Origin of the sequence: Mesorhizobium sp. M2A.F.Ca.ET.043.02.1.1 (genome assembly GCF_003952405.1) — a bacterium.
GTDB lineage: Bacteria > Pseudomonadota > Alphaproteobacteria > Rhizobiales > Rhizobiaceae > Mesorhizobium.
The window spans coordinates 6675630-6700763 of the sequence record NZ_CP034445.1; the positions used below are offsets into that span (position 1 = coordinate 6675630).

Below are 25134 nucleotides of genomic sequence, written 5' to 3' on the forward strand. Positions count from 1 at the left end.
CCCGACCCTAAACCTGCATGATTTCAGCTTCCTTATCGGAAAGCAGGTGATCGATCGTGCTGATCATCTCGTCGGTCAGCTTCTGCACCTGGTCGGAGCGCTTGCGCTGATCGTCCTCGCTGATGGTGCCATCCTTCTCGGCCTTCTTGAGGAAATCCATGCCGTCGCGGCGAACATGGCGAACCGCGACGCGCGCATTCTCGGCGTAACCGTGCGAGATCTTGACTAGCTCCTTGCGGCGCTGCTCGTTGAGCTCGGGCAGCGGAATCCGGAGCGTGGTGCCGTCGACGATCGGGTTGAAGCCCAGATTGGCCTCGCGGATGGCGCGGTCCACCGCGCTGACCATCGACTTGTCCCAGACCGACACCGAAATCATGCGCGGCTCCGGCACGGACACGTTGGCCACCTGGTTGATCGGCATCGCCGTGCCGTAGGCCTGCACCTGGACGGCATCGAGCAGGTTGCTGGAGGCCCGGCCAGTGCGCAGCGAAGCCAGATCGTGCTTGAAAGCGGCGATCGCCCCGTCCATGCGTCGCTTCAGGTCTTCGTACTCGCCACTCATGATCATCTCCTCGACCCGTTCGCCGGGTTCACTGTTTCTATCGTTATTCGGTTCGCGGTTCCGCAGTCGCTTGACGGATTCCGGAGCCTGTTACTTGTCCGTGACGACCGTGCAATGGCCGCCGCCCCTCAGAATATCGCCGAAACCACCTTTTTCGTGGATCGAATAGACGATTATCGGAATGTTGTTTTCGCGCGCAAGTGCAATCGCGGCGGTATCCATGATCGCAAGCCCGCGTTTGATGACTTCGGCATGGCTGATGCGGTCGAAGCGGACAGCGTTCGGATCTTTCTTGGGATCTGCCGAATAGACCCCGTCGACCTGCGTGCCCTTGAACAGCGCATCGGCGCCGATCTCGGCGGCGCGAAGCGCGGCAGCCGAATCGGTGGTGAAGAACGGATTGCCGGTGCCGCCGGCGAAGATGACCACCTTGCCCTGGTTCATGTAGGCGGTCGCCTGGCGCTGGGAAAAGCTCTCGCAGAGCTCGGGCATGGCGATCGCCGACAGCACAACGGCGTCAACGCCGATCTTGTTCAGCGAAGTGCGCAGCGCCAGCGAGTTGATGACGGTGGCGAGCATGCCCATGTGATCGCCGGTGACGCGGTCGCCGCCCTTCGAGGCGACGGCGACGCCGCGGAAGATGTTGCCGCCGCCGATGACGACGCCCACTTCCACGCCCAGCGCGCGCGCCTCGGCGATGTCGGCGGCGATACGATCGACCACCGAGACGTCGATGCCGAAATGCTGCTCGCCCATCAACGCTTCGCCGGAAGCTTTCAGCACGACACGTCGATAGAGGGGCTTATCCGTCATCTTGATCCTCGCAAATCTCGGCGCGGCAATTTTGGAGGCAAAACCGCCCCCGCTTCATCCGGCGATGCTGTCATGACGGGTTGACCCGATACACGAAGGGCGCGGCGATGTCACGCCGCGCCCTCGTGCAAAATTCCAGGCTTTTTCGGTCAGTTGCCGCCTTTCGAACAGTTGCCCTTTTTCGATCAGTCGCTTGAGATGCTGACCGCTTCGCCTTCGATGATGACGGGAGGGCAATAGCCTGCCGGCTTGTCGCCAGTCACCGCGCCACCGGTCACCCGCACCTGGATCTCGGAGCCGAAATAGGAATGCGGAAACGGTGCTGGCGTGGCGCTGACCTCCTCCAGCCGCTTGCGAAGCTCGCCGGGAATCGAAAAATCGAGCGCGCCAAGATTGTCCTCGAGCTGCTCGAGCCTCGTCGCTCCAAGGATTACGGAGGCGATTCCTGGCTGGGTCGCCACCCAGTTGAGCGCGACCTGCGCCATGCTGCGGCTAAGCTCGGCCGCCACCTTCTCGAGCTCCGCCACGATCGCCCAGTTGCGGTCGCTGAACTTCTGGAAGCCGGGATGTGTGGTGTTGCGGAAGCCGTCGAGCCGGCCGGCATTCCCGGCTTGTGTTGGCCTGTATTTGCCGCTGAGCAGCCCGCTGGCCAAAGGGCTCCACACCATGATGCCCGCGCCATGACGGGTGGCGAAAGGCACATATTCATGTTCGATGGCGCGCTCGGCCAGCGAGTATTCGAGCTGCAGCGCCGAGACCGGCTCGTAGCCGCGCAATTCGGCGATCGCCTGGGCGCGGCCGGCATACCAGGCCGGCACGTCGGAGAGGCCGATATGGCGCACCTTGCCGGCGCGTACAAGATCGTCAAGCGTGCGCAGCACCTCCTCGGCCGGAGTGATGCGATCCCAGACATGCAGCAGGTAAAGGTCGATATAGTCTGTACCGAGCCGTTTCAGCGAGGCGTCCACAGCGCGTATGATGTTCTTGCGGCCATTGCCGCCGCCATTGGGGTTACCCGGTTCCGCGTTGAAGGTGAATTTGGTGGCGATCACCGCCTTGTCGCGCAAGCCTCGCTCGGCGACGAATTCGCCGAGCCACGCCTCGGCTGTGCCGCCGGTATAGAGATCGGCCGTGTCGAAGAAATTGCCGCCCGCTTCGACATAGGCGTCGAACATCGCGCGGGCGGCGTCCCTGTCCGCGCCCCAGCCCCATTCGGTGCCGAAGGTCATGGTGCCGAGCGCCAGCCGGCTGACGCGCAGCCCGCTGTTGCCAAGCGTGTAATAGGTCATGCTCATGGTGGTCTTCCGATTCTGAACTGACTTGCTGCCGGTCACTGGCCGGGGGTCGCCTTGACCCAGGGATTGCCGCGCTCATGCGTCATGCGGAAGGTGAAGCCGTCGACCTTCCAGCCGGCAGCCGAGCGGGTCAAATGATGCACATAGGTGCCCCAGACCTCCCAGAGCGGGTCGCCATTGCCTTCCATCCGGTTCCAGGCATAGCCGTTGGAATGGACGGTCGCGGTATCGGCCTCGAGCACGAGCTGATGGTTGGTGCGCAGATGCAGGCTGGTCTTGCTGCCCTTGAGATTGCCCGCCCAGGCGCCGATCAGGTCGTCGGAGGCGATGTTGGCCGCGGGCTGGCCGGAGAGGCTGCTGAAATCGGCGGTGACGCGGTCGGCAAAATAGCTGCGCGCCAGCTCCCAGTCCTGCGCATCCACCGCGCGGTCGATGGCGTCGGCGATGCGGATCACCGCGCGCTCGTCGGCAAGCGCCTGCCAACCGGTCGCCTCGGCTCCACCGGCATTGACCGGCGCCAATGCCATGCCCGCCGCAAAGGTTACATGTCTCAACGCATTCATTTCGTCTCTCCTTGAGGCATCAGCCCGCCGCCGATGTGTTGATGCCAATATGGGCTGGCTTGAGAGCAACGATAAGATTGCATTGTTCGCAAAGACTATGCGATATCATTCATGAATGGATCGCGATCTGCTCACACATCTGCCGGTCATCGTCGCCGTGGCGCGGCGCGGCGGCTTTGCGCTTGCCGCGGCCGAGCTCGGGATGAGTCCATCCGCCGTGAGCCATGCGGTGCGGCTCGTGGAAGAGCGCGTCGGCCAGCCGCTCTTCGCCCGCACAACGCGCAGCGTCTCGCTGACCGAGGCCGGCAAGGCGCTGGTGGAGACGGCGGGCCCTGCCCTGCAGGACATCGCCGAACGGATGGACCGGATCCGCGGCGTGAAGGGAAGGCCGGCCGGCCTGCTCAGGATCAATGCCTCCAACATAGCGATCCCCCTGGCGGTGACGCCGGTGGTCGCGGCGATGGCCGAACGCTACCCCGATGTGACGGTCGAGATCGTTGCCGACCAAGGACTTATCGATATCGTCGGCGAAGGTTTTGATGCCGGCGTCCGGCTGGGCGAGATGATCGCGCAGGACATGGTCACCGTCAGGATGACGCCGCCGTTCAAAGCCGTCATCGTCGCCTCGCCCACCTATGTCGGAAAGCGTGGCCGCCCGCGCGCCGTGGCCGATCTCGCCGATCACAACTGCATCGGCTACCGGCTGGTGCGATCGGGCGCGCTGTACCGCTGGGACCTGAATGACAACGACAGGGATGTCGTTGTCGAGACACGCGGCACGGCCATCGTCACGGATTCGCTTGGCGCCATCGATCTGGCGCTGGCCGGCGTCGGGCTCGCCTACGTTTTCGAGCCGCTGGTGCGCGCCGACCTTGCAGCCGGCCGCCTCGTCCAGATCCTGCCGCATACGGCGATCGAGGAGCCGGGCCTCTTCCTCTATTTTCCGCGCCGCGCGTCGATGGCGCCGAAGCTCAGGGCCTTTATCGACAGCGCACAAGAAATCGGCCGAGCATCCATGCGGACACCCGGCCGAGTTGCCTGAGCTCGTGAGCTCTTCACCTTAAGGGAAACGCGATGCGCTCCCCCTGGATCGGAGCTATTTCTTGACCGCTGCCGCGACTTCCGCCGCGAAATCGGTCGTTTCCTTCTCGATGCCCTCGCCCAGCGCGTAACGCAGATAGGCGGTGATCTTCGCCGGAGCGCCGATCTCCTTCTCGGCATCCTTCAGCGCCTTCTCGACGGTGATGTCGGGATTGAGCACGAAGGCCTGCTTCAAAAGCACGACCTCTTCATAGAACTTGCGCAGGCGGCCCTCGACCATCTTCTCGATGATGGCTTCCGGCTTGCCCGACTGGCGCGCCTGATCGGAGAAGATCGCCTTCTCGCGCTCGACCAGCGCCGGATCGACTTCCTGGGCGGTCAGCGCGACCGGGTTGCTGGCGGCGACATGCATCGCGACCTGGCGAGCAAAGGCGTTGGCCGCGTGTTCGTTGCCGGTGGTCTCGATCGCCACCAGCACGCCGAGCTTGCCGAGGCCGTCGGCAACCGCGTTGTGGACATAGGTCGCCACCACGCCATGCGGAACGGTGAGCTTCGCCGAGCGGCGGAAGCCCATGTTCTCGCCGATGGTGCCGACCGCGTCCTTGATGGTGTCGCTGACCGACTTGTCGGAGCCCGGATACTTGGCAGCAGCCACGGCCTCGGTCGTGCCATAGGCGAGCGCGACCTTGGCGACGTTGGCGACGATCTCCTGGAAGGCAGCATTGCGGGCAACGAAGTCGGTCTCGGAATTGACCTCGACGACCGCAGCTTCACGCACGCCGGCATCGACACCGATCAGGCCCTCGGCGGCGGTGCGCCCGGCCTTCTTGTCGGCCTTCGAGATACCCTTCTTGCGCAGCCAGTCGACGGCCGCTTCCATATCGCCGTTGGTCTCGTTCAACGCCGCCTTGCAGTCCATCATGCCCGCGCCGGTCAAGTCGCGGAGTTCTTTGACCTGTGCAGCCGAAATCGTCATTGTCGCCTCTTTGTTTCAAATGCGCCGACGCACCAACCGGGACTCGGGTGATGCGCTCGGCAAAAGCGCTTTAGCGCGCCAACTTATTGGAAAGATGAAGGCCGGTTTCCGGCCTTCGATGTCAAGCTTCCGGAGCTTCGCTGGCCGGAGCGTCGAGCGCCGGCTCGACCGGAGTCTCGGCCGAAGCGCCGATGTCGACGCCCAGCGCGCCCTGCTGGCGGGCGATGCCGTCGATGGCAGCCTTGGCGATCAGGTCGCAATAGAGCTGGATGGCGCGGGCCGCGTCGTCATTGCCGGGGATCGGGAAGTCGATCTTGTCCGGGTCGCAGTTCGAATCGATGATGGCCACGACCGGAATGCCGAGGCGCTTGGCCTCGAGGATGGCGATCGCTTCCTTGTTGGTGTCGATGACGAACATCAGGTCCGGCGTCGAACCCATGTCCTTGATGCCGCCGAGAGCCTTGTTGAGCTTCTCGCGTTCGCGGTCGAGGTTCAGGCGCTCCTTCTTGGTGAGGCCCTGGGCCTCGCCGGCCAGCGTCTCGTCAAGCTTGCGCAGGCGCTGGATGGAGTTCGAGATCGTCTTCCAGTTGGTGAGCATGCCGCCCAGCCAGCGCGAGTTGACATAGTACTGGGCCGAACGCTGCGCGGCGTCGGCGACAATGTCGGAGGCCTGGCGCTTGGTGCCGACGAACAGCACGCGGCCGCCCTTGGCGACGGTGTCGGACACCTGCTTCAAGGCCTGGTTCAACAGCGGCACCGTCTGCGACAGGTCGATGATGTGGATATTGTTGCGGGCGCCATAGATGTAGGGCGCCATCTTCGGGTTCCAGCGATGGGTCTGGTGGCCGAAGTGAACACCAGCTTCCAAAAGCTGGCGCATGCTGAAATCTGGCAGAGCCATTCTTTAGTTCCTTTCCGGTTGGCCTCCACGGACACAGGCATTTCGGACGGGATGTCCTGATGCCACCGGAGGTTTCAGCCGGATTTCTCCCGGGCAGACACCAAAGTCCGTGTGTGGAATGAGCGCGGATATAGAGGGGAAGTCCCTTAAACGCAAGCCGTGCATCGCCGCGCGGCTCAACGTGCGGCAATCAGCGCACCGGTGCCGATCATCGCGCCGCCGGCGAACCTGTTCATCAGGCGCATGCGCCTCGGGGTGTCGAACCAACCGGCTGCCCGGCCGGCCATCGCGGCGTAGATGCCCATGGTGATGACATTGACGCTGATCACGACGAGCACCACCAGCAGGCCATCGGCGAAGGTCATGGTATCGAGGTTCAGGATCAGTGGCATGATGGAGGCGTGGAACAGGATCGCCTTCGGATTGCCGAGCGCAATGGAAGCGCCGAGAACGAAGGACCGCGACAGCCGCGCCTGCGACCGAGGAGATTCGTCCTGTTGTTTGGCGGCGGCTCGCCACATCCTGTTCCCGAGAAAGACGAGGTAAGCGGCGCCCGCGTATTTCAGCAAAAGAAAAATCCATTCGAAGGTCTGGGCAATGGCCACCAGTCCGAGCAGCGCCAGGGTGACCAGCACGGCGTCGCCCGCGGCGACGCCCACGCCGGTGATGAACGCCCGGCCGAAGCCGCGCGACAAACCGTTAGTGATGACCGCGAACATCGCCGGCCCAGGCGTGGCGGCTGCCAATGTGATTGCGACGCAATATGCCAGGAACGCCGTCACCGTCATCGTCTCACCTTCCCATTCGGCACTCGCACACGGCGGAAGACCGCCACGATCTCCTCGCGGCTGCATTCGACGGCCCCGAGCCGCACCGCGCGGTCGCGCTCTAAGCCGGTTATATCGTAGTGCGGCGCCGACGTCTTGGGCGGCCCCTGGTAGGACGAGCGTTTGATGCCGAGTTCGGCAGCGAAGCGATGCAGTTCATCGACCTCATCGGCAAGGAGATGGCACCAGCGGTGGCCGGCCCATTTCCAGATCGCCGCATCGACATAGACAGCCATCAGCCTCGCCGCACTCCTTCAGCCCGACAGGCGAGTTGAAGCCAGACGTGCAAGCGCGATCGCCTATCGTCGGGGCGCTGCTATTTCGAAGCCGGGCAAGGCTTGGTCTGGTCGAACAGCGACAGGTTCACCAGCTTGCCGGTCATCGAGAAGTCGCCATAATCCATGACGAGGTCGCGGGTGATGCCGTTCTCGTGCAGCTTGAAGCTGATCCGGTATTCGGGCACCTCTTCGCCGCTTTTGTCGGTATCGTCGAAATAGGCGATGTCGACCGGCCAGTATTTGTCCGAGGCGAGCTTGGCCAGCGCCGGCGCTTCCGGATCCGTCTTGTCGGATTCGGTCTTCTTGCCGACGATGACGGTGGTGCTCATCACCTTGTTGGCGTCCTCGGAGCCGTCGAACAGATTGGTCTGGTAGAAATTCTCGCCCTTCTCGGCCTTGCCGATCAGCTCGACCAGATGCTGGGTCGGAAACTGCGTGGCCGCAAGCTCGAGGCTGCTCTTCTCCGGCTTGTCGATATCGACCTTGAGGCCCCTCGCTTCCCGCGTGGCCACCCCCTTCACCTCCTTGTCGAGGTTCTGGTCGACAAAGGATTTCGTCACGAAGGAAAAGGTCTTGCCCTCGGCATCCTCGAAAGTCGTCGTCTGCTGGTCGGTCAGCCTGGTGTTGTCGTTGGTGACGATCTGAGTGACGAAGCGGAACTTGACCGTGTAACCCTCGCAGGCGGAGCCGTTGAACTCATAGACCATGCGGCCGGTGATGCCCGTGATGCCCGAACGATCGGAGGCCTTGTTGAGTGTCAGATCGTAGACCGCGCGATGCGCCTGCAGCGCGGGCACCGCAAGGGCCGGCGCCATTGGGAACGCTGCCGAAAGACAGGCGGCGGCGAGAAAAAGGCGCGTTGCGCGCATACGTTGCTCCGATCGTCGCGGCCGCGAGACAGGCCGCAGGGAAAGATGGTCCAGCTTAAAAAAAGTCGTGGCGGAAGCGAGGCAAAAATAGCAATTTCGGCCCGGCCAACGCGGCGCCTTCCAGCAATAGGGAAAACCAATGAGCGAAACAATCGAAAAGCGGCTAAGCGATCTTGGCGTGGCCATTCCGGCCGCCGCCGCGCCCGCCGCCAACTATGTGCCCTATTGCCGGACCGGCAACATGCTCTTCACCGCCGGCCAGCTGCCGCTGAAGGAGGGCAAGCTGCAGGCAAGCGGGGTGCTCGGCCGCGACATCGACACCGCCGCCGGCAAGGAAGGCGCGAAATTCTGCGCCATCAACATCCTGGCGCAGGCCAAGGCGGCGCTCGGCGATCTCGAAAGGATCCGGCGCGTGGTCAAGATCACTGTCTTCGTCGCCTCCGCTCCTGATTTCGTCGAGCAGCATCTTGTTGCCAACGGCGCCTCCGACTTCCTGGTCGCGGCACTCGGCGAGCGTGGCAAGCACGCCCGATCCGCCGTCGGCACCGCCACGCTGCCGCTCAACGCCGCGGTCGAAATCGAAGCGATCTTCGAAGTCGAGTGATGCCCAACATGACCGATCTCTCCTGGCTGATTGCCCGCCCCGTCGCGCATCGCGGCTTTCACGACATGAACAAGACCCGCTGGGAGAACACGCTGTCGGCCTTCGCCGCGGCGGCCGAACGCGGCTATGCCATCGAATGCGACGTGCATCTCTCGTCGGATGGCGTCCCGGTGATCATCCATGACGGCGACCTGAAGCGCCTGATTGGCGAGGACGGCTTCATCTGGCAACGCACCGCAGCCGAACTGGCGACGCTCAGGATCGGCGGCACCAAGGACCATGTGCCGACGCTGCAGGAAGCGCTCGACCTGATCGACGGCCGCGTGCCGCTGGTGGTCGAACTGAAAGGCGTTCCCGGCCATGACGCGGGCCTGGTGGCAGCCGTCGGCCGGCTGCTCAAGCGCTACAAGGGCAAGGTGGCCATCATGTCGTTCGATCACTGGCTGATCCGCGACTTCGCCAGGGACGCGCCGGGCATCCCCGGTGGATTGACCGCCTACGGCAAGGACAACCAGCTGATCGAGGCGCATTTCGCCATGCTCGCGCATGATCTCGCCTTCACCTCCTACGCCGCGGGCGACCTGCCCAACCCCTTCGTCAGCTTCGTGCGTGAAAAGCTGAAGATGCCCGTCATCACCTGGACCGTGCATGACCAGCCGGCGGTCGACCTCACCTTCAAATATGCCGACCAGATGACCTTCGAGGGTTTCGAACCCGGCCTGGTAAGAGTCGCTTGAGCCGGGTGCCTCAAACGTGACTTGTAGCTGCCCCGGCGAAGCTTAAATAAGCCCCATGGATCAAGGCGACGACGATGATGGACGGGCAGCGAACGCGGATTATGCGATCCGCGTCGCGGCAGGCATCGGCGCGTTCACATGCGAGGAATGGGACGGCTTTGCCGGGACCACGCGCGGCGATAAAGAAAACGGCTACAACCCGCTGGTTTCATTCGCTTTTCTGAGCGCCTTGGAAGATTCCGGCTGCGCTGTTCGGCGCACCGGCTGGCAAGGTCATCACCTTAGACTTGAAACCGCGCAAGGCGGGCTTCTCGGCGCTGTCCCTTGTTATCTCAAATCGCACAGCCAGGGGGAATATGTCTTCGACCATGGCTGGTCCGACGCCTTCGAGCGCGCCGGCGGCCGCTACTATCCCAAGCTGCAATGCTCGGTGCCGTTCACGCCGGTGACCGGCCCTCGCCTGCTCGTCAGCAGGGGCGAGGACGCAGGCGCCGTGAAGGCAGGCCTGGCGGAGGGGTTGAAACTCGTGACCGACAAGCTCGGCGTCTCTTCCGCGCATGTCACCTTCGCAAACGAGCCCGACGTGGCGACGCTGGAGGCGGCGGGGTTCCTGCATCGCACCGACCAGCAGTTCCATTTCTTCAATGAAGGCTTTTCGACCTATGACGACTTCCTCGCCACCCTTGCCTCGCGCAAGCGCAAGGCGATGAAGAAGGAGCGCCGCGAGGCGCTTGCCGAGGGCATCTCGATCGACTGGCTGACCGGCAAGGATATCACCGAAAGCACCTGGGATGACTTCTTCGCCTTCTACATGGATACCGGCGGCCGCAAATGGGGCAGGCCTTATCTCAACCGGCAGTTCTTCTCGCTGATCGGCGAGCGCATGGCCGAGGACATTCTTCTGGTGATGGCCAAGCGCAATGGCCGCTACATTGCCGGCGCCATCAACTTCATCGGTTCCGATGCGCTCTATGGCCGCAACTGGGGCTGCATCGAGGACCACCCTTTCCTGCATTTCGAGGTCTGCTACCACCAGGCCATCGACTTCGCCATCGAGCACAAGCTCAAGGTGGTGGAGGCAGGCGCGCAGGGCGAGCACAAGCTGGCGCGCGGCTACCGTCCGGTGACCATGCATTCGGCGCACTACATTTCGCATCCCGGCTTACGCAACGCCGTCGCCGATTATCTCAGGCGCGAGCGGCGCGAGGTCGAACGCATGGGCGAGTATCTCGAAGAGCACACGCCCTTCCGCAAGGATCTCGGCGAATAATCCTGGGCAGCGAAGGCAGCTTGGCGGTCGATCTCGCCTGAGCGCCTTGCCGCCCACCGGCGGCTTCGCTACACCGGACGGCGAACGCAATTGGGAGTGTCACCCCATGGCCGAAGCCTATGATCCCGGCAACATCTTCGCGAAAATCCTGCGCGGCGAGATCCCCTCGCACGGCGTCTATGAGGACGACGCGGTGGTCGCCTTCATGGATGTGATGCCGCAAGGCACGGGCCACACGCTGGTCGTGCCGAAGGCGCCGTCGCGCAACATCCTCGACGCCGATCCGGCAACGTTCGCCGCGCTGTTCGCGGTCGTGCAGAAGGTGGCGGTGGCGGTGAAAAAGGCCTTCAACGCCGACGGCGTCACCATCATGCAGTTCAACGAGCCGGCTTCCGGGCAGACCGTCTATCACCTTCATGTCCACGTCGTTCCGCGCTTCGAGGGCGTGCCGTTGAAGCCGCATTCCGGACAGATGGAAAAGCCGGAGGTGCTGGCCGAGAATGCCGGCAAGATCCGGGCGGCTCTGGCGGGCTGAGATGGGGCGAAATCAAAAGTTCAGATAAAGTCCCGCCAGAAGCAAAAACTCGGCTGTGGCGATGCCGACGACCATGCGCTTTCCCGACGCCAGATAGGCGACGAAACCCAGGGCCGCCGCCGCTATCCTCAAGCCAAGCGAAGTGTGCGCCAGCGCGCCGCCTGGAAAGACAATCAGGTTGCCGATGACGGCGGCAACAAGCGCCGTCGCCATGGTGCGAACCAGCACCAACAGGTCTGAATCTTCGGAAAGCTTGCCGCCAAGATAGACGCCGAGGAAGCGCCAGATATCCGTCGCGGCGAAACCGGCGACGAGAATGAACATGTATGGCCACCACCAGGCGCCGCTGGAAAAGTAACTCACGCTGCGCGCACCTTGCGCCGCCACAATTGCAAGCCACAGGCGACCGTGCCGCCGATCAGTCCGGCAACCAGCAAATCGATCTGCGGCAACACTATGTGGAAGACCGGTCCGAGGACGAGGCCCAGGACCATTGCGACATGCCCTGCCCGCTCGCGTGCGGACCCCCACAACGAGGTCAGGAAATACATCGGCGTCAACATCAGCAACGCCGCCGAAACGGCGGACGGCAGCGCATCCGCCACTGCATAAACGACGGTCACGACGATGACATTCGTCGTCACCAGCGTGCCGCCGAGGCCGGCATAGTAAGTCGTACGCATTTGAGGCGGGACGCGCTTGAGGCGCTCCATGGCCAGCACCCAGGAGGTCACGGCCACGAAATGCGCCAGGAGGTAGAGCACGCATTGCCGGGTTTTCCCGGTGCGCATCTCGGGTGCCAGCGCCATCACCATCGGCATCAGACGTATGGCGGACAACGTGACGGCGAACATCGCCGCCGGCAGCGCCGCTCCCGATGCGATCGCACCCACCAGCACGACCATTGATGGCAGCGCCCACACCGTTCCGGTCATGAAAGCGGCCTGCGCCACCGTGACCCCGGCGTCTTTCGCCAGGGCGGCAAAGCCAATGAACGAGCTGACGAGGATTAGGCCAGGCAGGGAAAAGGCCGCGCGGGCACCACGCAGGAACCAAGTGGAACGAGGCGCTGTGACGTCCGAGGTCCAAGTCGACATGTGCCGGCCATAGCATGCGCGGCCATAGGATGCGACCGCACCGACACGGGCGCATCGTCTTTCCATTGATCCAGGAAAATCCGTTGGCGGTTGGAGGACATCGGCCACGCGCACCGTTAAATTAAGGACAATCCGGCCGATTTCCACGTTTCCTTGCAACAAAAAAGCCCCGTTGCCGGGGCTTTCTGCAATTCGGGGTAAGGCCGATCAGCCTTTGCGCGGCAGTTGCGGCACAAGGCTGCGCTTGTTGCCGTCCTTGCCCTTCGGTTCCGGCTTCTGCGCCACGGCCTTCTTGGGCGCAGGCTTCTTGGCCACCGCCTTCTTCGGCTTCGGCGCGTCTTCCGGCTCTTCCTTCTTCGGCTGCACGGGCGACTCGTCGGCGAGCGATTCGAGCTTCAGGCCGGACTCGCCGGTTTCCTTCTTCTCGACGGTGACGCGCACCGTGCCGCCTTTCTTCAGCTTGCCGAACAGCACTTCGTCGGCCAGCGGCTTCTTGATGTGCTCCTGGATGACCCGGCCGAGCGGACGCGCGCCCATGCGCTCGTCATAGCCCTTGTCGGCCAGCCAGGCGATCGCGTCCTGCGACAGGTCGAAGGTGACGCCACGCTCGGAGAGTTGGGCCTCGAGCTGCATGACGAACTTCTGCACCACCTGATGGATCACCGGCACCGGCAGCGAGCCGAACGGGATGATCGCGTCGAGACGATTGCGGAACTCCGGCGTGAACAGCCGGTTGATCGCCTCGACATCGTCGCCTTCACGCTTGGTCGAGCCGAAGCCGATCGCCGCGCGCTGCGCATCCGACGCGCCCGCATTGGTGGTCATGATCAGGATCACGTTGCGGAAGTCGATCTGCTTGCCGTTATGGTCGGTCAGCTTGCCATGGTCCATCACCTGCAACAGGATGTTGAACAGGTCCGGATGCGCCTTCTCGACCTCGTCGAGCAGCAGCACGCAATGCGGATGCTGGTCCACCCCGTCGGTGAGCAGGCCGCCCTGGTCGAAGCCGACATAGCCGGGAGGCGCGCCGATCAGCCGCGAGACGGTGTGACGTTCCATGTATTCCGACATGTCGAAGCGGATCAGCTCGACGCCCAGCGAGGCGGCAAGCTGCTTGGCCACTTCCGTCTTGCCGACGCCGGTCGGACCCGAGAACAGGTAGGAGCCGATCGGCTTCTCCGGTTCACGCAGGCCGGCGCGCGCCAGCTTGATCGCCGAGGTCAGCGCGGTGATCGCGGTGTCCTGGCCGTAGACGACACGCTTCAGCTCAACGTCCAGACCCTGCAGCACCTTCTCGTCATCGGCCGAGACCGTCTTCGGCGGGATGCGCGCCATGGTGGCGATCGTCGCCTCGATCTCCTTGATACCGATCGTCTTCTTACGCTTGGCCTCTGGCACCAGCATCTGCGAGGCGCCGGTCTCGTCGATCACGTCGATCGCCTTGTCCGGCAACTTGCGGTCGTTGATGTAGCGCGCCGACAGCTCGACCGAGGCCTTGATCGCCTCGCTCGTGTAGCGGACCTTGTGGAACTCCTCGAAATAGGGCTTCAGGCCCTTCATGATCTCGATGGCGTCCTCGATGGTCGGCTCGTTGACGTCGATCTTCTGGAAGCGCCGCACAAGCGCGCGGTCCTTCTCGAAGAACTGGCGGAACTCCTTATAGGTGGTCGAGCCGATGCAGCGGATCGCGCCGGACGACAGCGCCGGCTTCAGGAGGTTCGATGCATCCATCGCGCCGCCCGAAGTGGCGCCGGCCCCGATCACGGTGTGGATCTCGTCGATGAACAGCACCGCGCCCGGATAATCCTCGAGCTCCTTCACGACCTGCTTCAGCCGCTCCTCGAAGTCGCCGCGATAGCGGGTGCCGGCCAACAGCGTGCCCATGTCGAGCGCGAAGATGGTGGCGTCCTGCAGCACTTCCGGCACATCGCCTTCGACGATGCGCTTGGCAAGGCCCTCGGCGATCGCCGTCTTGCCGACGCCGGGGTCGCCGACATAGAGCGGGTTGTTCTTGGAGCGGCGGCACAGCACCTGGATGGTGCGGTTGATCTCGCTGTCGCGGCCGATCAGCGGGTCGATCTTGCCGGCGCGGGCCTTGTTGTTGAGATTGACGCAGTAGGCCGTCAGTGCGTCCTGCTGCTTCTTTTTGCCGTTTTCCTCCTGCGGCTCGGCGCCGTTCTGGCCGCCCTGCTCGTCCTCGGCGCCGCGCGGCGTGCGCGATTCCGAAGCGCCCGGGCGCTTGGCGATGCCATGCGAGATGTAGTTGACCGCGTCGTAGCGGGTCATCTGCTGTTCCTGCAGGAAATAGGCGGCGTGGCTCTCGCGCTCGGCGAAGATGGCGACGAGCACGTTGGCGCCGGACACTTCCTCGCGGCCGGACGACTGCACATGGATCACGGCGCGCTGGATGACGCGCTGGAAGCCTGCCGTCGGCTTGGAATCCTCGTCGTAGCCGGTGACGAGGTTGTCAAGCTCGGTGTCGATATAGGTGAGAACCGTGTGCTTGAGCTCGTCGAGATCGACATTGCAGGCGCGCATGACGGCGGCCGCCTCTGTGTCGTCGATCAGGGCAAGCAGCAGATGTTCGAGCGTCGCATACTCATGATGCCGCTCGTTGGCGAATGTCAGCGCCTGATGTAGCGCCTTTTCCAGGCCTTGGGAGAAAGCCGGCATGTTACCTCACTTCTTCTCCATCACGCATTGCAGCGGATGCTGATTCTGTCGGGCGAAATCCATGACCTGGGACACTTTGGTCTCGGCCACCTCGAATGTGTAGATACCGCACTCGCCCACTCCATGATTGTGAACATGAAGCATGATGCGTGTGGCGGCCTCGCGGTCCTTTTGGAAAAAACGCTCCAGGACGTGAACGACGAACTCCATGGGCGTGTAGTCGTCGTTCAGAATGAGAACCCGGTAGAGACTGGGCTTTTTGGTTTTGGTCTTGGTGCGCGTGATGACAGCGGTACCGCGACCGGGATCGTTGCGGTCCCCGTCACTTTGCATTCGCACCACGCCTGCCGTGGCAGTCAAACCGATCGTCACGTAGTCCAGCCTTTTCGAATCCTCATGCGAGTTCAACATGTAGGTTCTCGATGGACGATTTTAAGCCCTTCTGTTTAGCTGACAATATGGCTAGGTGGGCAAACCTCAGCGAATTTCTCAATCGTGAATGCGGCAATGTGCATCGGGTTGCGATCGGCCACGAAAAAACCCGGCCGCGCTACCGCGACCGGGTCCTTTTCACGGGCCGGCTGGCCGTATGGATATGATCCGGCGAAATTACTTCGCTTTGGCGACCACCGATTCGAACGGCTTGTAAGCCTCCTTGGCGAGCTCGGCATAGAGATTGCCGATCTTGCTGGCCTCGGCCACGAAGCTCTCATAGCTCTGCTTGGCGTAATCGGTCTGGATCTCGATGGCCTTCTCGATCGACTTGGCCGCGAACAGCTTCTCGAAGGCTGCGCTGCCGGCCTCGAAGCTCTTCTTGGTGTATTCGCCGGCTTCGGTGGCGATCGCCTGCGCGCCCTTGGTGAGCGAGGCAAAGCTCTTCAGCCCGGTGTCGGCAAACTCCTTGCCGTATTTCGTGAAGTCCTCATAGGTCTGGGTCATTTCATACTTCCCTTGGTTGAAACGCCCTTTCTGCCCCGGGCGCCCTTGTGCAATGCACCTTAATATATTGTGCAACGCACAAAAGTCAAGAATCCCTTGGTGCGCAGGGGCTCCAGCGCCGCCGGCCGGTAAAATTCGATTAAAGAGAAGCTCGATTTGCCGAAAAATGGTGAACGCGGCGGTTACCATAAACGGATTGGTAACGCTGACCGCGATAGCTTGGCCGGAAGTGAGGCAGGCACTCCCGTAGCCGCCTCCGGGGCAACGAAAATTTCAGGGTAGTAACGGTGCGTCAGGCGTTGTCGGGGCTGGTCTCCAAATCCTCATTCTCCTTCAAGGCAGTCATGGTCGCCGCGCTGGCGATGACGATTATCGCTGCCGATGTGGCGTCGGCCCTTGCCGCAAAGTCCGCGGCCATTGTGGTGGATGCCAAGACCGGCAAGGTGCTCTATTCGGCCGACGCCAATGGCCGGCGCTATCCGGCTTCGCTCACCAAGATGATGACGCTCTACCTCACCTTCGAGGCGCTGGCGAAGGGCCGGGTCAGCAAGAACACGCCAGTGCCCTACTCAGCGCATGCCGCGGCCCAGCCGCCGACCAAGCTCGGTGTGCGCGCCGGCGGCTCGGTTCCGGTTGAGACCGCGATCCTGTCTATGGTGACGAAATCGGCCAACGACTCCGCCACCGCGCTCGGCGAATTGCTCGGCGGCAGCGAGGACAATTTCGCCCGCATGATGACCGCCAAGGCGCGCCAGCTCGGCATGAACGGCACCGTCTTCCGCAACGCCAACGGCCTGCCCGATCCGGGCCAGTTCACCACGGCGCACGACATGGCGATGCTTGGCATAGCGCTGCGCGAGCACTTCCCGCAATATTACGGCTATTTCTCGCAACGCTCGTTCATGTATGGCCGCCAGCGCATCAACGGCCACAACCGCCTGCTTGGCCGCATCAAGGGCGTCGACGGCATCAAGACCGGCTACACCCGCATGTCGGGTTACAATCTCGTCTCCTCCGTCGCCGACGGCGACCGCCGCCTCGTCGCGGTGGTGATGGGCGGCGCTTCCGGCCGCAGCCGCGACAACCAGATGGCCGCGCTGATCACCACCTATCTGCCGCGCGCCTCGACGCGCGGCGGCGGCGATCTCATCGCCAAGGGCAATGACAATCCGATCAAGACGCTGGCCAAGGTCTTTTTGCCCAAGCATGACGCACCGACACCGGACGAAAAGCCGGCGACGGACGACACTGTCGTTGCCTCGGCCGACGACGTCCAGGACGACACCCAACAGGTCGCCGAAGAGACGAAGCCCGTGATCCAGGTCAGGAAGGTGAAGACGGTTGCGGTGGCCGCCATGGCGCCGGCTGCCAAGCCGCAGGAGACCACGTCGCAGGCGGTCACGGCCTATGCCGAACCGACACCCGCCGCGCCGGCGATCGATCCGGTGAAGACGTCGTCGGTGCCGTCAGGCTGGGTGGTTCAGGTTGCTTCCTCGCCCACCAAATCTGGAGCTCAGAGCCTTCTCGATCAGACCGCCAAGCAGGCGCCGAAGGTCCTCGCCGATGCTTCCGGCTTCACCGTCGCCTTCGATAAGGATGGCGTCACCTTTTACCGCGCCCGCTTCGGCGGCTTCGGCTCGAAGAATGCCGCCTGGAAGGCCTGCGATGCCCTGAAGCGCAAGAAAATCTCGTGCTACGCCGTCGAGCAATAGGCGGCTGTTCAAATCTCCCGGAAGGTACCGGCGTCGAAGGAGACTAATCGTGATTGGAGAGCAGGACGTCCTTGGCTTCATTGATCCGCGCCGCCAGGACAGACGTGCCGCCGACATCGGCGTTCAGGCGCTGCATCAGGCGGCGATGCGCCTTGCGGATATCCGCCGCGGCGGCCCCCGCTTCAAGACCAAGGACCTTGTAGGCCTCCTCCTTAGTCATGGCGCCCGCACCTGGCGCAACACTCAGCCCTTCGCCACTGTGCGGCTGCGCGTCCTTGCGCCAGACGGGAAAACGGCCGTCAAGATACGTCTCTAGGAGCTGGCGGCTCTCCGGATCGGGGCTGAGCTCGCCATAAAGCTGGCGCAGATCCGTCAGCCCCATCGCACCAAGCATCTTGCCTTCATAGCGCCCGGCCAGAACAAGCCCCTCGAGCCTGCCGCTGTCATGGTCGAGGTCCATTTCGAGCGCGGCGGTGCGCACCGTCGAATGCTTGGAAGCGGCGGCCCGCGCCGGAGGCCGTCTCGTGCGAATCCAGCCGACCCAGGCGAGCGCCGCGAGCAGAAGCAGTCCGCCGATGAGGCTGCGGCCGAAGACCAGCATGGGCGCGCCGACCAGCCCCAGCAAGGCCGGCCCGAGCGATCGCAGACCGTCGGCCATCCTCGCCGCATCAGCACGCACGAAGAGCAACGCGGCGCCAAAAAGCACCACAAGGATTGCCGCCAATGCAAGGATCACACCCATCGGTTTGCGCCGCCATACGGATGACTGAGCATAGGAAATAGGATGGGACCTAGGTCCGGCGCTTGCAAGCCCCCACGCTGGGCGAGCCGAAGGACCAGCGCTTAGAGCAGTCCGAGTTCGGCGAGTTCGAGCCTCAGCTTCCGCGGCATCTCGGCGAGTGCCGCCATGCCCTTGCCGAGATCGGCCGGCGCATTGGCGGGCTTGAGGTAACGCCAGCCCTGGAAGGCGCGCCGCGGCTGCCAGTCGGTGCGCACGACCTCGGGATCGAGCACCAGGTGACAGCGGCCGATACCTTCAGCGTCGGTGAAGGGCCTGATCTCGGTGATCAGCTGCCGGCACTGCACGCTGCCCTTGATCACCCAATAGAGCGAGCCGCCGTCCGTGATCTCGCTGCCGCGCGTCGGCACCATGCGGGTGGTGTGCCAGTGCTCGACCGGCTCGCCGGCGCGCCGCCGCTCGTCGAGGCGGAAGGCGATCCACTCTTCGAGATCCTCGACGCTGTCGCAGCCGACGCACAGTTTTAGGAGATTGAGTGACATGCCCCAAGATTTAGCCGCGAGGGTTGACGCGTCAACGCCTTGAGCGACTTCTCCACAGGGCCAGCCTGGAGTGTCCGTAAGACTTCAGCACTCCACCACGTTCACCGCCAGACCGCCGAGGCTGGTTTCCTTGTACTTCTCGTTCATGTCGAGGCCGGTCTGGCGCATGGTCTCGATCGCGGCGTCGAGCGGCACGAAATGCGTGCCGTCGCCCTTGATGGCCAAGGAAGCGGCCGTCACGGCCTTTACCGCGCCAAGGGCATTGCGCTCGATGCAGGGCACCTGCACCAGGCCGCCGACAGGATCGCAGGTCATGCCGAGATGATGCTCGAGCGCAATCTCGGCGGCGTTCTCCACCTGCTCTGGCGTGCCACCCATCACGGCGCACAGGCCGGCGGCGGCCATGGCCGAGGCGGAGCCCACCTCGCCCTGGCAACCGACTTCGGCGCCCGAGATCGAGGCGTTGGACTTGATGATGCCGCCGACGGCCGCGGCCGTCAGCAGGAAATCCCGGATGCTCGGCTGATCGGCTTCGGGATGGAAATGCAGCCAATAGCGCAGCACCGCCGGCAGCGTGCCGGCCGCGCCATTGGTCGGCGCCGTCACCACCCGCCCGCCGGCGGCGTTCTCCTCATTGACCGCCATGGCGTAGATGGACAGCCAGTCATTGGCGAGCAAGGGGTTGGGCCGGTTCTGCTGCCACTGTTCCTGTAATTTGTCGTGCAATTGCCGCGCACGGCGGCGCACCTTCAGTCCGCCCGGCATGATGCCGTCCTGCGACAGGCCGCGGTCAATGCAGCCTTTCATCGCGCCCCAGATTGCGTCGAGGCCCGCATCGAGCTCCTCGCGCGACATGTGCTTTTCCTCGTTGGCGCGTTTCATCTCGGCGATCGAAAGCCCGCTCTTTGTCGCCATCGCCAGCATCTCGACGGCATTCTTGAAGGGATACGGCACTCGTCTGCCCTCGGTCGTCACCGAGCCCTTGGCCTTCATGCGCTGCAATTCTTCCTCGGAAACGACGAAGCCGCCGCCGATCGAATAATAGATGCGCTTGAGCAGCAGCCGGTCGGACACATCATAGGCATAGAAGGCCATGCCGTTGGCGTGGCCGGTCAGCGGCGTCTTGCGGTCGAGCACGAGGTCCTTGGCGGGATCGAAACGGTAAATCGGATGCCCCGGCGGCGAAATGCGCTTTTCCGCGCCGATGCGGGCGACGATGCCGTCGGCCTCGTCCGGATCGACCGTCTGCGGCGTCTGGCCGGCCAGGCCGAGCATGACGGCGCGGTCCGAGCCGTGGCCAATGCCGGTATAGGCAAGCGAGCCATGCAGGCTGGCGCCGATGCGGTCGACTTTGACGCCTGCCGGGCGCGGCCAATCGCCGGCCAGGATCTCGTCGAGGAAACGGCGCGCGGCCGTCATCGGCCCCATCGTGTGCGAGCTCGACGGCCCGATGCCGATCTTGAACAGGTCGAAAACCGAAAGGAACACGGGCCGTTGTCTCCTGAGCGCCGGTCAGAAACTTACATATAGGAATTCCCTGGATGTTTCCGCTGTTTTGCAAGTCGCGGCGCGGCGGCTGCCGACCTTGTTTGCTCCGCCAGCGACATCATCCTGCTGAGGCCTCCTGCCCCGTCGAAGCGCCGGCGTCGCCTGTGTTACAAGAACGCATGGGCGACTCACTCCATCTCTCATTGGCAGATCTGGCGGCTTTGACCTTCTTTCTGGTCGTCTGGGTGCTGCACACGCTCGCCTCCGACGGCAAGCTGATCAGCCGCGTCTCGCTGACGACCGCGATGAATGCCCAGCGCGAGGCCTGGATGCGCAATATGGCCGAGCGCGAGATACGCATTGTCGATACCGCCATCATGGGCGGCCTGCAGCAAGGCACCGCCTTCTTTGCCTCGTCTTCCCTGATCGCGCTCGGCGGCTGCTTTGCCCTGCTCGGCGCCTCCGACCGCGTGCTCCAGGTTCTGGCCGACCTGCCGTTCGGCGAGGCTTCGTCGCGCGAAACCTTCCAGACCAAGGTATTCGGCCTGGTGCTGATCCTGGCCTTCGCCTTCTTCAAATTCGGCTGGGCCTACCGGCTGTTCAACTATTGCTCGATCCTGATCGGCGCCGTGCCGACCCCGCATGGCCCTGCCTCGCGCAATCCGGTCAGCGAAACCGCGGTGTGGCGGGCGACGCGGATGAACGTGCTCGCCGGCAAGCACTTCAACGCCGGGCTGCGCGCCGTCTTCTTCTCGATCGGTTATCTCGGCTGGTTCGTCGACCCGGTCGTCTTCGTGATGTCGACGCTGGTGCTTCTGGCGGTGCTGGTGCGCCGCCAGTTCTTCTCGGCGGCGCGGCAGGCAGTGCTCGGTCAGCCGCCCGGTCCGGGAAAGAGCTGATCGATCCTGCCGGACAGCCGGTAGGCAAAAAGCCCGATCCATTCGCGCACCGCAATGGTGGTCGCCTGCACCGAATCAACGGGATTGTCGCGGTAGATGCCGACGCCCTCCCTGCCCGATGTGCGATAATCGACCGGCCACGGAATGGTCGCAAAGCCCGCCTTGTCGAACAGCGCCTTGGCGCGCGGCATGTGGAAGGCCGAGGTGACCAGCAGCCACGTCTCGCCAGGCTTCGGCTCGACAAGCTTTCGCGAGAAGACGGCGTTCTCGTAGGTGTTGCGCGATTTGTCCTCGAGGATCAGGCGATCGGCCGAAACGCCGAGCGCGCCTAGCAGGCGCGGCGCCGTGTCAGCATCGCCCTCGCCGTCGAGGAAAAGCGAGCCATTGCCGCCGGACACGACGATCTTCGCCTGGGGAAAGCGCCTGGCGAGGATCGCCGTCTCCACCATGCGGTCGCCGCCGCTGTTCAGCTCATAACCGCCGCGCGCCAGGTTGATGGCGCCCTCGAAGCCGCCGCCAAGCACGACGATGCCATCGACCTTCTCGGGCAATGGCGGCTTCGGAAAGCGTTCTTCCAGCGGGTTGAGTATCATCGCGCCGACCGACGTCCAGGGGGAAAGAACCAGGATGGCGATGCCGAGCACACTGCCCGTCGCCGCCAGCCGGCGGCGCCTGAACAGCGCTGCCAACAGTCCGGCAAGCAGCAGGAAGATCGCCAGATTGATCGGCTGGCCGAAGAACCAGAAGACTTTCGACAAGTAGTAGAACATCCCTCACCCTCTGTCAGATGAGGTATGAGCCTACCACCACTTTTCCGGCTGAAATTTGCCGGCCGCCTGCTCGATGACATTGGCCGTCTGGAACAGCGTCTCCTCGTCGAACGGGCGGCCGATGAGCTGCAGGCCAAGCGGCAGGCCCTTGCCGTCGAGGCCGGCCGGCACGGAAATGCCGGGAAGGCCGGCCATGTTCACCGTCACAGTGAAGATGTCGTTGAGATACATCTTGACCGGATCGGAGGCCATGTCCTCGTCGGCGATGCCAAAGGCGGCCGACGGAGTTGCAGGCGTCAGGATGACGTCGACGCCGGCGGCGAAGACATTCTCGAAGTCGCGCTTGATCAGCGTGCGCACCTTCTGCGCCTGCAGATAATAGGCGTCGTAATAGCCGGCCGACAGCAAATAGGTGCCGATCATGATGCGCCGCTTGACCTCGCGGCCGAAGCCGGCGGCGCGGGTCTTCTCATACATGTCGATGATGTCCTTGCCGGGCACGCGCAGGCCGTAGCGCACGCCGTCGTAGCGGGCGAGATTCGACGAAGCCTCGGCAGGGGCCACGATATAATAAGCCGGCAAGGCATATTTGGTGTGCGGCAGCGAGATATCGACGATCTCGGCGCCGGCATCCTTCAGCCAGGCTATGCCTTTCTGCCAGAGCGCCTCGATGTCTTGCGGCATGCCGTCGACACGGTATTCCTTCGGAATGCCGACCTTCATGCCCTTGATCGGCTTGCCGATCGCCGCTTCATAGTCCGGCACCGGGCGGTCGACCGAGGTCGTGTCCTTCGGGTCGACGGAAGCCATGGACTTCAGCAGAATCGCGGCGTCGCGCACGTCGCGGGCGATCGGCCCGGCCTGGTCGAGCGACGAGGCGAAAGCAACGATGCCCCAGCGCGAGCAACGGCCATAGGTCGGCTTGATGCCGACCGTGCCGGTCAGGGCGGCGGGCTGGCGGATCGAGCCGCCGGTGTCAGTTGCGGTGGCGCCGGCGCAGAGAAACGCGGCCACGGACGATGCCGAGCCGCCGGACGAACCGCCCGGCACCAGCTGGGCGTTGTCGAGCGTGCGCTGGGTCTTGGTGCCGCCGGCGGAGACGAAGCCGCCATCACCCTGATGCGTCGTCGGCATGACGACCGTATCGACACGCGAGCGCCGCCACGGATTGATCACCGGGCCGTAATAGGAGGTCTCGTTGGATGAGCCCATGGCGAACTCGTCCATGTTGAGCTTGCCCAGCATGACGGCGCCGTCGGCCCACAGATTGGAGGTTACGGTGGACTCGTAGCGCGGCCTAAAACCGTCCAGCACGTGGCTGCAGGCCTGGGTGTGGATGCCTTCGGTGGCAAACAGATCCTTGATGCCGAGCGGGATACCCTCCAGCGCGCCACCCTCGCCCTTGGCAAGCTTGGCATCCGAGTTCCTTGCCATGTCACGCGCCTTGTCGGCGGTGACGGCCACATAGGCGTTGAGCAAAAGATTGGCGCGATCGATCGCCGCCAGATAGGCCTCGGTGATCTCGGCCGCGGTGATCTCCTTGCCGCGCAGCTTGGCGCGGGCCTCGGAAATGGTGAGATGTGTGAGGTCGCTCATCAGGCAAGGCTCTTTTCGTAAAACACCGACCATTCGGAGTCGGGATAATCCAGCACCGGTCCGCAACGCGTGAATCCGGCGCGCTCATAGACGGTCCAGGCGGCGGGATGGCGATCGCCGGTTTCGAGCACCAGGCGCGTCAGCCCTTCCTGCCGGGCAAGCGCCTCGACCCGCCCGACGATCTCGGCGCCGATCTTCATGCCGCGATGCGAAGGCCGCGTGTACATGCGCTTGACCTCGCCGGTCGCCTCGTCGTGGCGCTTCAGCGCGCCGCAACCGACGGCAAGGCCGTTGTCGCGCGCGATGAACACCGTCGTGTCCGAGCAGGCCATCTGCTCGACCGTCAGGTGATAGCAATGCTCGGCCGGCGTCAGCTCGAGCAGCGCGGCGTTGAGTTCGGCGACCAGCGCGCGCACGTCGTCCTGCAGAGGCGTCTCGACGGCGATCTCGACAGCCACGGTCTACTCCACCACCTTCGGAACGAGGAAGAAATTCTCTTCCGTCGCCGGCGCGTTGGCGACGACGTCGGCGGGCTTGTTGCCGTCGGTGACGACATCCTGGCGCTTCTTCATCTCCATCGGCGTGACCGAGGTCATCGGCTCGACGCCCGAGACATCGACCTCGTTCAATTGCTCGACGAAGCCGAGAATGGCGTTCAATTCGCCGGTCATGCGCTCGGCGTCCTCCTCGCTCACCGCGATACGGGCAAGGCGCGCGACGCGCTTCACGGTCTGAAGATCAACGGACATGTTCTTTTCGCCTCGGGAAAACCAGTGCGGGCTATAGCGGCGCGGCGTCTGCCGCGCAACATGCATGATGCCGGAGCGATTGCGCCCGTTGCCCCCCAATGGTCGATGAGGCGACCTAGATCGTGATCGGCTTGCCGATCTCAGGCAGCGCCACGTTGACGCCCGAGCCTTCCATGCCGGCGACGAATTTGTCGGCGGTCTGGTCGATCATCGGGAAAGTCCTGAAATGGCAGGGAACGACGGTATCGAAGCCGAAGAACCGACGGCAGGCAAGGGCCGCCACCGCGCCGCCCATGGTGAAGCGGTCGCCGATCGGCACGATGCCGACCTTTGGCTCGTGCAGCTCGTTGATCAGCCCCATGTCGGAGAAGATGTCGGTGTCGCCCATGTGGTAGAGCGTCTTGTCTTCGGGAAAATGCAGGACGAGTCCACCCGGATTGCCGAGATAGGTGTTGGTGCCGCCTTCACCGCCGAAGGAGGACGAATGCAGCGCCTGGACGAACGTCGTGGTGAACGGCCCGCAATCGACGGTGCCGCCGATATTGCCCGGATTGATCTTGTCGCCGCTGACGCCCTGGCCGACGAGGTACATGCAGATCTCGAAATTGGCGACCAGCATGGCGCCGCTTTTCTTCAGCACCTCGACCGCGCCGCTGACA

At 63.7% G+C, this 25134-nt stretch carries 28 protein-coding genes and 1 pseudogene; 7 read left to right on the forward strand and 22 right to left on the reverse strand.

The window, feature by feature from the left end:
- Positions 1-7: 7 nt before the first annotated feature.
- The 4 genes from frr to EJ068_RS32305 all read right to left on the reverse strand — a co-directional run bounded on the left by frr (position 8) and on the right by EJ068_RS32305 (position 3233).
- A complete protein-coding gene (gene frr / locus EJ068_RS32290; protein WP_082037291.1) occupies positions 8-562 on the reverse strand; it encodes a ribosome recycling factor in 555 nt (184 codons plus the stop codon).
- Positions 563-652: 90 nt separating this feature from the next.
- Positions 653-1375: a UMP kinase gene (pyrH, locus tag EJ068_RS32295; protein ID WP_042642552.1), complete on the reverse strand. Its 723-nt coding sequence runs from the start codon at positions 1373-1375 to the stop codon at positions 653-655.
- 185 nt (positions 1376-1560) lie between these two features.
- Positions 1561-2670 carry an aldo/keto reductase gene (locus EJ068_RS32300; RefSeq protein WP_127253909.1) on the reverse strand — a complete coding sequence of 370 codons (1110 nt, stop codon included), beginning with the start codon at positions 2668-2670 and terminating at the stop codon, positions 1561-1563.
- 35 nt (positions 2671-2705) lie between these two features.
- Complete coding sequence (locus tag EJ068_RS32305; protein ID WP_127253908.1) at positions 2706-3233, reverse strand: nuclear transport factor 2 family protein; 528 nt, start codon at positions 3231-3233, stop codon at positions 2706-2708.
- Between the two features lie 115 nt (positions 3234-3348).
- Here EJ068_RS32305 and EJ068_RS32310 point away from each other — a divergent pair, with 115 nt between their 5' ends.
- Entirely contained in the window at positions 3349-4275 is a 927-nt protein-coding gene (locus tag EJ068_RS32310; protein ID WP_128298372.1) for a LysR family transcriptional regulator, read from the forward strand.
- A gap of 54 nt (positions 4276-4329) precedes the next feature.
- Here EJ068_RS32310 and tsf read toward each other — a convergent pair whose 3' ends face one another.
- The 5 genes from tsf to EJ068_RS32335 all read right to left on the reverse strand — a co-directional run bounded on the left by tsf (position 4330) and on the right by EJ068_RS32335 (position 8125).
- Positions 4330-5250: a translation elongation factor Ts gene (gene tsf / locus EJ068_RS32315; RefSeq protein WP_127253937.1), complete on the reverse strand. Its 921-nt coding sequence runs from the start codon at positions 5248-5250 to the stop codon at positions 4330-4332.
- A 121-nt stretch (positions 5251-5371) separates the two neighbouring features.
- Entirely contained in the window at positions 5372-6151 is a 780-nt protein-coding gene (gene rpsB / locus EJ068_RS32320) for a 30S ribosomal protein S2 (RefSeq protein WP_127386323.1), read from the reverse strand.
- 176 nt (positions 6152-6327) lie between these two features.
- A complete protein-coding gene (locus tag EJ068_RS32325) occupies positions 6328-6939 on the reverse strand; it encodes a LysE family translocator (protein WP_127251498.1) in 612 nt (203 codons plus the stop codon).
- On the reverse strand, positions 6936-7214 hold the full coding sequence (locus tag EJ068_RS32330; RefSeq protein ID WP_126060741.1) for a DUF4031 domain-containing protein: 279 nt from the start codon (positions 7212-7214) through the stop codon (positions 6936-6938). Before EJ068_RS32330 ends, EJ068_RS32325 begins: the two co-directional genes overlap by 4 nt.
- 80 nt (positions 7215-7294) lie before the next feature.
- Positions 7295-8125, reverse strand: a complete 831-nt coding sequence (locus EJ068_RS32335) for a cell envelope integrity EipB family protein (protein ID WP_127251497.1) — start codon at positions 8123-8125, stop codon at positions 7295-7297.
- Positions 8126-8264: 139 nt separating this feature from the next.
- On the opposite strand from EJ068_RS32335, the gene EJ068_RS32340 reads away from it, so the two are divergent.
- The 4 genes from EJ068_RS32340 (at position 8265) to EJ068_RS32355 (ending at position 11271) form a co-directional block, all read left to right on the forward strand.
- Positions 8265-8729 carry a RidA family protein gene (locus EJ068_RS32340; RefSeq protein ID WP_127251496.1) on the forward strand — a complete coding sequence of 155 codons (465 nt, stop codon included), beginning with the start codon at positions 8265-8267 and terminating at the stop codon, positions 8727-8729.
- An 8-nt stretch (positions 8730-8737) separates the two neighbouring features.
- A complete protein-coding gene (locus tag EJ068_RS32345; protein WP_127251501.1) occupies positions 8738-9466 on the forward strand; it encodes a glycerophosphodiester phosphodiesterase in 729 nt (242 codons plus the stop codon).
- 55 nt (positions 9467-9521) lie between these two features.
- On the forward strand, positions 9522-10736 hold the full coding sequence (locus EJ068_RS32350) for a GNAT family N-acetyltransferase (protein WP_126082643.1): 1215 nt from the start codon (positions 9522-9524) through the stop codon (positions 10734-10736).
- Between the two features lie 106 nt (positions 10737-10842).
- Complete coding sequence (locus EJ068_RS32355) at positions 10843-11271, forward strand: HIT domain-containing protein (RefSeq protein WP_127251495.1); 429 nt, start codon at positions 10843-10845, stop codon at positions 11269-11271.
- A 12-nt stretch (positions 11272-11283) separates the two neighbouring features.
- Here EJ068_RS32355 and EJ068_RS32360 read toward each other — a convergent pair whose 3' ends face one another.
- The 5 genes from EJ068_RS32360 to EJ068_RS32380 form a co-directional block, all read right to left on the reverse strand.
- Complete coding sequence (locus EJ068_RS32360; protein WP_126082641.1) at positions 11284-11634, reverse strand: AzlD domain-containing protein; 351 nt, start codon at positions 11632-11634, stop codon at positions 11284-11286.
- The gene (locus tag EJ068_RS32365; RefSeq protein ID WP_127251500.1) at positions 11631-12368 is read right to left on the reverse strand and encodes an AzlC family ABC transporter permease; all 738 of its coding nucleotides are present in this window, start codon (positions 12366-12368) and stop codon (positions 11631-11633) included. Before EJ068_RS32365 ends, EJ068_RS32360 begins: the two co-directional genes overlap by 4 nt.
- 207 nt (positions 12369-12575) lie before the next feature.
- Complete coding sequence (clpA, locus tag EJ068_RS32370) at positions 12576-15041, reverse strand: ATP-dependent Clp protease ATP-binding subunit ClpA (protein ID WP_126082640.1); 2466 nt, start codon at positions 15039-15041, stop codon at positions 12576-12578.
- 6 nt (positions 15042-15047) lie between these two features.
- On the reverse strand, positions 15048-15374 hold the full coding sequence (gene clpS / locus EJ068_RS32375) for an ATP-dependent Clp protease adapter ClpS (protein ID WP_036258315.1): 327 nt from the start codon (positions 15372-15374) through the stop codon (positions 15048-15050).
- 276 nt (positions 15375-15650) lie between these two features.
- Positions 15651-15980 (reverse strand): phasin family protein, encoded by a 330-nt coding sequence (locus tag EJ068_RS32380; protein ID WP_042642580.1) that lies wholly within the window; start codon positions 15978-15980, stop codon positions 15651-15653.
- A 287-nt stretch (positions 15981-16267) separates the two neighbouring features.
- Between EJ068_RS32380 and EJ068_RS32385 the strand changes: the two genes are divergently transcribed.
- Positions 16268-17692 carry a D-alanyl-D-alanine carboxypeptidase family protein gene (locus tag EJ068_RS32385; RefSeq protein ID WP_127251493.1) on the forward strand — a complete coding sequence of 475 codons (1425 nt, stop codon included), beginning with the start codon at positions 16268-16270 and terminating at the stop codon, positions 17690-17692.
- A gap of 43 nt (positions 17693-17735) precedes the next feature.
- Here EJ068_RS32385 and EJ068_RS32390 read toward each other — a convergent pair whose 3' ends face one another.
- The 3 genes from EJ068_RS32390 to EJ068_RS32400 all read right to left on the reverse strand — a co-directional run bounded on the left by EJ068_RS32390 (position 17736) and on the right by EJ068_RS32400 (position 20461).
- Positions 17736-18434 (reverse strand): molecular chaperone DnaJ, encoded by a 699-nt coding sequence (locus tag EJ068_RS32390; protein WP_126082638.1) that lies wholly within the window; start codon positions 18432-18434, stop codon positions 17736-17738.
- 101 nt (positions 18435-18535) lie between these two features.
- Positions 18536-18973: a DUF1489 family protein gene (locus EJ068_RS32395; RefSeq protein WP_126082637.1), complete on the reverse strand. Its 438-nt coding sequence runs from the start codon at positions 18971-18973 to the stop codon at positions 18536-18538.
- A gap of 84 nt (positions 18974-19057) precedes the next feature.
- Positions 19058-20461: an L-serine ammonia-lyase gene (locus EJ068_RS32400; protein WP_126082636.1), complete on the reverse strand. Its 1404-nt coding sequence runs from the start codon at positions 20459-20461 to the stop codon at positions 19058-19060.
- A 179-nt stretch (positions 20462-20640) separates the two neighbouring features.
- Between EJ068_RS32400 and EJ068_RS32405 the strand changes: the two genes are divergently transcribed.
- Complete coding sequence (locus tag EJ068_RS32405) at positions 20641-21360, forward strand: DUF599 domain-containing protein (protein ID WP_126082635.1); 720 nt, start codon at positions 20641-20643, stop codon at positions 21358-21360.
- Here the strand turns inward: EJ068_RS32405 and EJ068_RS32410 are convergent.
- The 5 genes and pseudogenes from EJ068_RS32410 to EJ068_RS32430 all read right to left on the reverse strand — a co-directional run.
- On the reverse strand, positions 21333-22130 hold the full coding sequence (locus EJ068_RS32410; RefSeq protein ID WP_129554984.1) for a YdcF family protein: 798 nt from the start codon (positions 22128-22130) through the stop codon (positions 21333-21335). The genes EJ068_RS32405 and EJ068_RS32410 overlap by 28 nt on opposite strands.
- A 30-nt stretch (positions 22131-22160) precedes the next feature.
- Entirely contained in the window at positions 22161-23726 is a 1566-nt protein-coding gene (locus EJ068_RS32415) for an amidase family protein (protein ID WP_128315228.1), read from the reverse strand.
- Positions 23726-24184, reverse strand: a complete 459-nt coding sequence (locus EJ068_RS32420) for a GNAT family N-acetyltransferase (RefSeq protein ID WP_127251490.1) — start codon at positions 24182-24184, stop codon at positions 23726-23728. Before EJ068_RS32420 ends, EJ068_RS32415 begins: the two co-directional genes overlap by 1 nt.
- Before the next feature lie 3 nt (positions 24185-24187).
- Complete coding sequence (gatC, locus tag EJ068_RS32425; RefSeq protein ID WP_126082631.1) at positions 24188-24475, reverse strand: Asp-tRNA(Asn)/Glu-tRNA(Gln) amidotransferase subunit GatC; 288 nt, start codon at positions 24473-24475, stop codon at positions 24188-24190.
- Positions 24476-24590: 115 nt separating this feature from the next.
- Positions 24591-25133, reverse strand: a pseudogene (locus tag EJ068_RS32430) (metal-dependent hydrolase); the annotation flags it as partial.
- Position 25134: the final 1 nt, after the last annotated feature.